This is a genomic window from Pseudonocardia pini (assembly GCF_013870575.1).
In the GTDB taxonomy this organism is placed as follows: Bacteria; Actinomycetota; Actinomycetes; order Mycobacteriales; family Pseudonocardiaceae; genus Pseudonocardia; species Pseudonocardia pini.
The window spans coordinates 1-6,527 of record NZ_JACBXB010000285.1 but is presented as its reverse complement, the minus strand read 5'-3'; the positions used below and the strand labels follow the sequence as shown (position 1 = coordinate 6,527).

Sequence of the window (6,527 nt, the reverse complement as noted above, 5' to 3'; positions counted from 1 at the left end):
AAGGTCGAACCCAGCGGGTAGGGCGAGCCGGGCCAGATGTGCACAGATCCTCCGGTGGAGCGGCGGAGCGGCGGCTGGCCAGAGCCACCTGGAGCCGCTCCCTCCCGTCCACGTCGAGCGCGGGCGGGTCCGGCCGGGAGGCCGCGACGACCGTGCCCGCTCGGTCGACGACGGTCACCGCGACGCCGTAGACCTCGTCGTAGCGGGCCAGCTCCTCGGCCAGCCCGGGCGCGGTGTCCTCGGTGATGGGCCGCTGCGCGCGGGAGGCGAAGTAGATCGTGTCCGTGAGCCGGTCGATGAACAGCTCCTGTTGTGCCGCACGGGAGTTCGACAGCGCGAGCGGCACCCCGAGCCCGACGGCGAGCAGCCCGACGAGCACGCAGACGATGACCAGCAGGCGCGTCCTCACCGCCGATCAGCCGGTCCCCAGCCGGTACCCCACCCCACGCACGGTCTGGACCAGCTCGGGCCGCCCGAGCTTCGTGCGCAGGGTGGCCACGTGGACGTCGAGCGTGCGGTTCGCGCCGGGCCAGCTGCGCCCCCACACCTCCGCCACGATCCGGGTCCGGGTGCAGACCGTCCCGCGCGCCGACGCGAGCAACGCCAGCACCTGGAACTCCTTGCGCGTCAGCACGACCTCGGTGCCGTCGACGGTCACCGTGTGCCGCCCCAGGTCGATGGCCACACCGTCCGCGGTCGTGACGACGCGGTCCACCGCCTCCGAGGCCTCGGGCCCGCGGCGGCGCTGCACGGCGTGGATCCGCGCGACCAGCTCGCCGACGTCGTAGGGCTTGACCACGTAGTCGTCCGCGCCCGAGTGCAGCCCGACGATCCGGTCCTCCACGTCCCCCCGCGCGGTCACCACGATCACCGGCACGTCGCTGGCCTCACGGATGGCGCGGCAGACGTCCACCCCGTCGGCGTCGGGCAGGCCGAGGTCCAGCAGGACGACGTCCACCCCGCCGAGGTGCTCGACGGCGTCTCGCCCGCGGTCGAGCCGGGTGGTGGTCATCCCGTGCCGGTGGAGGGCGGGGCGCAGTGCGGCGGCGACCCGGTCGTCGTCCTCGACCAGCAGGATGTGCACGCCGACCTCCCTTCGCGGTTGTTATCGATACGAAACCCTAAAGGTTGCCCAAGGTGATGGACTCGCATGTCCGATTCGCCCTAGCGTCCCGCCATGCCTGGAGACCGCCCATGACCGATACCGGTACCCCCATGATCCGCATGGTCACCGTCGACAAGCACTTCGGTGAGCTGCACGTGCTCAAGGACATCAACCTCGAGGTCGACGCGGGCCAGGTCGTGGTGGTGCTGGGACCGTCGGGTTCCGGCAAGTCCACCCTGTGCCGCACGATCAACCGGCTCGAGCCGATCGACTCGGGTGTCATCGCGATCGACGGCGAGGAGCTGCCTGCGGAGGGCAAGGCGCTCGCCGGACTCCGGGCCGACGTCGGCATGGTCTTCCAGAGCTTCAACCTGTTCGCGCACAAGACGATCCTCGAGAACGTCATGCTCGGACCGCTGAAGGTCCGCAAGCAGAACAAGGGCGAGGCCGAGAAGAACGCGATGCGCCTGCTGGAGCGGGTCGGCATCGCGAACCAGAAGGACAAGTACCCCGCGCAGCTGTCCGGTGGGCAGCAGCAGCGCGTCGCGATCGCCCGGGCGCTCGCGATGAGCCCCAAGGTGATGCTGTTCGACGAGCCCACCTCGGCGCTGGACCCGGAGATGGTTCAGGAGGTGCTCGACGTGATGACCTCGCTGGCCAAGGAGGGCATGACGATGCTCGTGGTCACCCACGAGATGGGCTTCGCCCGTCGCGCCGCCAACCGGGTGATCTTCATGGCGGACGGCGAGATCGTCGAGGACGCCGCTCCGGACGCCTTCTTCACCAACCCCACGAGCGACCGCGCCAAGGACTTCCTCGGCAAGATCCTCACCCACTGACGCGTCCCCCTTCTCGACAACAGGAGTTCCGAAATGAAGTTGCGTTCCCTCGTGGTGGGGCTGGCCGCGGCCGCCCTCACCCTGACCGCCTGTGGACAGTCGGGTTCCCCCGGCGGGACCTCCGAGCCCGTCGTGAGCAACGCGCCCGCCGCCGACGTGACCGTGGCAGGCTCCCCGGTCTTCGACGCGATGAAGGCGCGCGGCCGCGTCGTCATGGGTGTCCGTGACGACCAGCCCGGCCTCGGGTTCAAGGACGCCACCACCGGCCAGTACGCCGGCTTCGACATCGAGATCGCGCGCCTCGTCGCCGCGCAGCTCGGCTTCGCCGCCGAGCAGATCGACTACAAGGTCGTGCCGTCGGCCGCCCGCGAGGACACCATCTCCCGCGGCGAGATCGACTACATGGTCGGCACCTACACGATCAACGACAACCGCAAGCAGCGCGTGTCCTTCGCGGGCCCGTACTTCGTGGCGGGCCAGGGCCTGCTGGTGAAGGAGGACAACACCGACATCACCGGCCCGCAGACGCTGCAGGGCAAGAAGGTCTGCTCGGTCACCGGCTCGACCCCGATCCAGCGCGTGCGCGACCAGGGCCTGACCGACCAGATCGTGGAGTTCCAGACCTACAGCCAGTGCGTGGACCAGCTGATCTCCGGCCAGGTCGACGCGGTCACCACGGACGACGCGATCCTCAAGGGCTTCGCCAGCCAGCAGCCCGACCAGATCAAGGTCGTCGGTGAGACCTTCTCGACCGAGCCCTACGGCATCGGCCTGAACAAGGACGACACCGCGCTGCGCAACAAGATCAACGACATCCTGCAGGCCGCGTACGACGACGGGACCTGGCAGAAGATCTACGACGAGACGCTCGGCAAGTCGGGCTCGCCCGCCTCGCCGCCCGCGCTCCAGCGGTACTGATCCCCACGCGGTCCCCGGGGCGGGCGCCCTGCCCGCCCCGGGGACCGTTCGCGCCCGCGTGAGAAGGAGCGGCCCGTAGTGAACGTCCTGTTGGACAACCTCGACCTGTACGGACGCGGGTTCCTCGGCACCATCCAGCTGTTCCTGGTGGCGGCGATCGGCTCGCTGCTGTTCGGCACGATCCTGGCCGGGATGCGCGTCAGCCCCGTGCCGGTCCTGCGCGCCTTCGGCACGCTCTACGTCAACACCATCCGGAACACGCCGCTGACCCTGGTGCTGTTCTTCTTCGCGTTCGCCTACCCGCGCCTGGAGATCGCCGACATCTCCTTCTTCTGGCGCGCGTGCATCGGCCTGATCCTCTACACCTCCGCGTTCGTGTGCGAGGTCGTCCGCTCGGGCATCAACACGGTCCCGGTGGGCCAGGCCGAGGCGTCGCGGGCGCTCGGGTTCACCTTCGGCCAGACGATGTCCCAGGTCGTGTTCCCGCAGGCCGTCCGGTCCGTCGTGCCGCCGCTGACCAACGTGCAGATCGCGCTGCTCAAGAACACCACGATCGCCGCCGGTTTCTCGGTGGTCGAGGCGGGCGGGATCTACGCGGCGCTGTCCGAGCGCGGCTACAACGTGCTCGTCGGGCTGCTCTGGGTCGCGCTGTTCTTCGTGATCCTCGTGGTGCCGCTGACCCTGCTGCAGCGCAACCTCGACCGGAAGTGGAGCACCGCACGATGACCTCGGTCCTCTACGACGTCCCCGGCCCCAAGGCCCGCGTCCGGAACCTGCTGATCGGCGGGGTCGGCACCCTGCTGGTGCTCGCCGTGCTCGGCTTCGTGGTCTACCGCCTCATCGTCACCGGCCAGTTCGAGCCGCGGCTGTGGGAGTGGATCACCTACGTCAACATCCAGTACCTCCTGCTCGACGCGCTGTGGAACACCGTCTCCGCGTTCCTCGTCGCCGCGGTCCTCTCGCTCCTGCTCGGCGCGCTGCTGGCCGCGGGACGGCTGTCGGACCACTCCTGGGTCAGCCGCCCGGCCGTCGTGCTGATCGAGCTGTTCCGCGCGATCCCGCTGCTGGTGCTGATCTTCATCCTGTTCTTCGGCGTCTCCCGCGCCTTCGGGATCGACATCCCGGCGTTCTGGGCGGTCGTCATCGGCCTGACCCTCTACAACGGCTCGGTGCTCGCCGAGGTGTTCCGCGCGGGCATCAACGCGCTGCCGAAGGGCCAGTCCGAGGCGGCGTACGCGCTGGGCATGCGCAAGACCCAGGTGATGACGAACGTGCTGCTCCCGCAGGCGCTGCGGGCCATGCTGCCCACGATCCTCAGCCAGCTCGTGGTGGTGCTCAAGGACACCGCGCTGGGCTACATCATCCTGTACCCGGAGCTGCTCTACCAGGCGCGCTTCCTGGGCAGCCAGGGCCAGCTGGGCAGCCCGATCCTGCAGGTCGCGATGGTCGTGGCGGTCATCTACATCGGGCTCTGCCTGATCCTCTCCGGCGGGTCGAAGCTGCTGGAGAAGCGGATGAGCCGGACCCCCAAGGGTGGCGGCGCGAAGCCCGCCGAGGCCCCCGAAGAGCTCGCCGGCGTGCTCTGACCCCACCCGCCGAGATGAACCTCAGTGCTGTTCGATCATGCTCTGGACAGCACTGAGGTTCATCTCGGCAGGTTCTCGACCTCGATCTCGGGCACGTCCGTCGCGAAGCCGAAGACCTGGCTGTAGAAGGAGAGCTCGGCGTCGAGGGCGCGGCGGATGTTCTCCGCCTTGCGGAAGCCGTGCTGCTCACCCGTGAACAGCAGGTAGGCCACCGGGACCTGCCGCGCCCGCAGCGCCTCGACGATCGCCTCCGACTGGTTCGGCGGCACGATCGCGTCCTCGTCGCCCTGCAGCACGATCAGCGGCGTGTGGAACTGGTCGACGTGGTGGATCGGGCTCCGCTCCACGTAGACCTCGCGGGCCGCGGGATAGGGCCCGACCAGGCCGTCGAGGTAGCGGCTCTCGAACTTGTGGGTGTCCGCGGCGAGGGCCTCCAGGTCCGCGACGCCGTAGTGGTCGGCCCCCGCCGAGAAGGGCGTGTCCGCCCGGGCGAGGGCGGCCAGGACCGTGTAGCCGCCCGCGGAACCGCCCCGGATGGCCAGCCGCGCACCGTCCACCCGGCCCGTCACGGCCAGGTGGCGGGCCGCGGCGAGGCAGTCCGCGACGTCGACGATCCCCCACGCGCCCTTGAGCTGCTCGCGGTACGCGCGGCCGAAGCCCGTGGACCCGCCGTAGTTGACGTCGACCACCCCGAACCCGCGGCTGGTCCAGTACTGGACGGCCACGGACAGCACCGGCAGCGCCGCCGCCGTCGGGCCGCCGTGGATGACGACGAGGAGCGGCGGGAGCTCGCCCGCGGGCCCGGCGACGGCGGGGTTGGCGGGCGGGTAGAACAGGCCGTGGGCGGTGCGCGGCAGGCCCGCCGGGTCCACCGACGGGAAGGACACGGCTTCGGGGACGGACAGGTAGCCGTCGTCGATCCCCAGGTCGCGGGGGGCCTGGAGGGTCTCGACGTCCCCGTCGACGCTCACCACGTGCACGCCCGGCTCCTCGGTCGGCGTGCCCGCCACGACGACGACGCTGCCCACCCCGTACGGCGCGACCGACCCGATCGCGGAGAAGGGCAGGTCGAGCTCGGTGAACTCGCCGTCGGGCTCGCGGACGGCCAGCCCGTCGTAGCCCTTCGACCAGCGCGCGAACACCACGCGGCCGCCGGGCAGCACCGCGTAGCGGGAGCTCCCGAGCTGCCAGCCGGGCACGCCGATCTCGGCGTCGAGGACCACGAGCGGCTTGATGTCCTCGCCCGGCACCCAGCGGTAGAGGTTCCACCAGCCGGTGCGGTCGGAGAGGAACCAGAGGCTGCCGTCGGGCTGCCAGCGCGGCTCGGAGACCGACTCGCCGGGGCCGCCCGCGATGTAGGCCTCGTCCCCCGTCTCCAGGTTGCGTCCCATGAGGACGGTGTCGTCCCAGGGCATCGACGGGTGGTCCCACTGGATCCAGACGATGCGCCTGCCGTCGGGCGACAGCTGGGGGCTGATCACGAAGTCCGGGCCGCTGACCAGCACCTCCGGCTCCGACGGGGTGTCTGCGGCGATCCGGACGACCTCGTTGCGGACGTCCGTGGCGCCGCTGCCACCGTGCCGCTCCCGGACGAGCAGGATCTCCGCGCCCGCGACCGACCCGTCCGCGAAGCGGTCCCCGCGCGGGATGGCGGGCTCGGGGGTGAGCGGCTCCGGCTCACCGCCGGGGGCGAGCCGGTAGAGCCGCTGGTCCAGCCAGTTCGCGAACCAGACCACCCCGCCGCGCACCCACCAGGCCGCGCCGCCGTACTCGTGGACGCCGGTGCGGGCGTCGAACCCCTCGGGGAGCAGGTCGGTGGTGGTGCCGTCCGGGTCGCGGCGGACGATCTGCGTGCGGCCGCCCGCGCTGGGGCTCGCCTCGGCCCAGTACACGGCGTCGCCGTCGACGCGGGCGCCGGACACCCGCACCGCCGACGCGACGACGAGCTCGGACGTGATGGGGGTCGGCCAGGACCCGAAGGGCAGCACGGCGGGGGTGGTGGGCGCGCTCACGGCGATCACGCTAGTCCGTCGGCGCCGTCCGTGGACCCCCGCCGCGGCGGGTCAGCAGGCGGGACCG

The 6,527-nt window shown here is 71.0% G+C and carries 6 protein-coding genes and 1 pseudogene; 4 read left to right on the top strand and 3 right to left on the bottom strand.

The window, feature by feature from the left end; all coding sequences use genetic code 11:
• Positions 1–409: pseudogene (locus tag H5J29_RS17035) on the bottom strand (sensor histidine kinase); the annotation flags it as partial.
• Positions 410–415: 6 nt separating this feature from the next.
• Positions 416–1,084 (bottom strand): response regulator transcription factor, encoded by a 669-nt coding sequence (locus tag H5J29_RS17030; RefSeq protein WP_181781940.1) that lies wholly within the window; start codon positions 1,082–1,084, stop codon positions 416–418.
• A gap of 131 nt (positions 1,085–1,215) precedes the next feature.
• On the opposite strand from H5J29_RS17030, the gene H5J29_RS17025 reads away from it, so the two are divergent.
• From H5J29_RS17025 to H5J29_RS17010, 4 genes are all read left to right on the top strand, one after another.
• Positions 1,216–1,944 carry an amino acid ABC transporter ATP-binding protein gene (locus H5J29_RS17025; RefSeq protein WP_181781941.1) on the top strand — a complete coding sequence of 243 codons (729 nt, stop codon included), beginning with the start codon at positions 1,216–1,218 and terminating at the stop codon, positions 1,942–1,944.
• 33 nt (positions 1,945–1,977) lie between these two features.
• Entirely contained in the window at positions 1,978–2,862 is an 885-nt protein-coding gene (locus tag H5J29_RS17020; protein ID WP_181781939.1) for a glutamate ABC transporter substrate-binding protein, read from the top strand.
• A 78-nt stretch (positions 2,863–2,940) separates the two neighbouring features.
• The gene (locus tag H5J29_RS17015; protein WP_181781938.1) at positions 2,941–3,588 is read left to right on the top strand and encodes an amino acid ABC transporter permease; all 648 of its coding nucleotides are present in this window, start codon (positions 2,941–2,943) and stop codon (positions 3,586–3,588) included.
• Complete coding sequence (locus H5J29_RS17010; protein ID WP_181781937.1) at positions 3,585–4,448, top strand: amino acid ABC transporter permease; 864 nt, start codon at positions 3,585–3,587, stop codon at positions 4,446–4,448. Before H5J29_RS17015 ends, H5J29_RS17010 begins: the two co-directional genes overlap by 4 nt.
• Positions 4,449–4,507: 59 nt before the next feature.
• On the opposite strand, the gene H5J29_RS17005 is transcribed toward H5J29_RS17010, so the two are convergent.
• Positions 4,508–6,460: a dipeptidyl-peptidase 5 gene (locus H5J29_RS17005; protein WP_181781936.1), complete on the bottom strand. Its 1,953-nt coding sequence runs from the start codon at positions 6,458–6,460 to the stop codon at positions 4,508–4,510.
• Positions 6,461–6,527 lie beyond the last annotated feature (67 nt).

What these genes read in the sequence shown, in the direction of transcription:
- H5J29_RS17025 (WP_181781941.1), top strand. Translation starts at nt 1,216, where the DNA reads ATGATCCGCATGGTCACCGTCGACAAGCACTTCGGTGAGCTGCACGTG.
- H5J29_RS17020 (WP_181781939.1), top strand. Translation starts at nt 1,978, where the DNA reads ATGAAGTTGCGTTCCCTCGTGGTGGGGCTGGCCGCGGCCGCCCTCACC.
- H5J29_RS17010 (WP_181781937.1), top strand. Translation starts at nt 3,585, where the DNA reads ATGACCTCGGTCCTCTACGACGTCCCCGGCCCCAAGGCCCGCGTCCGG.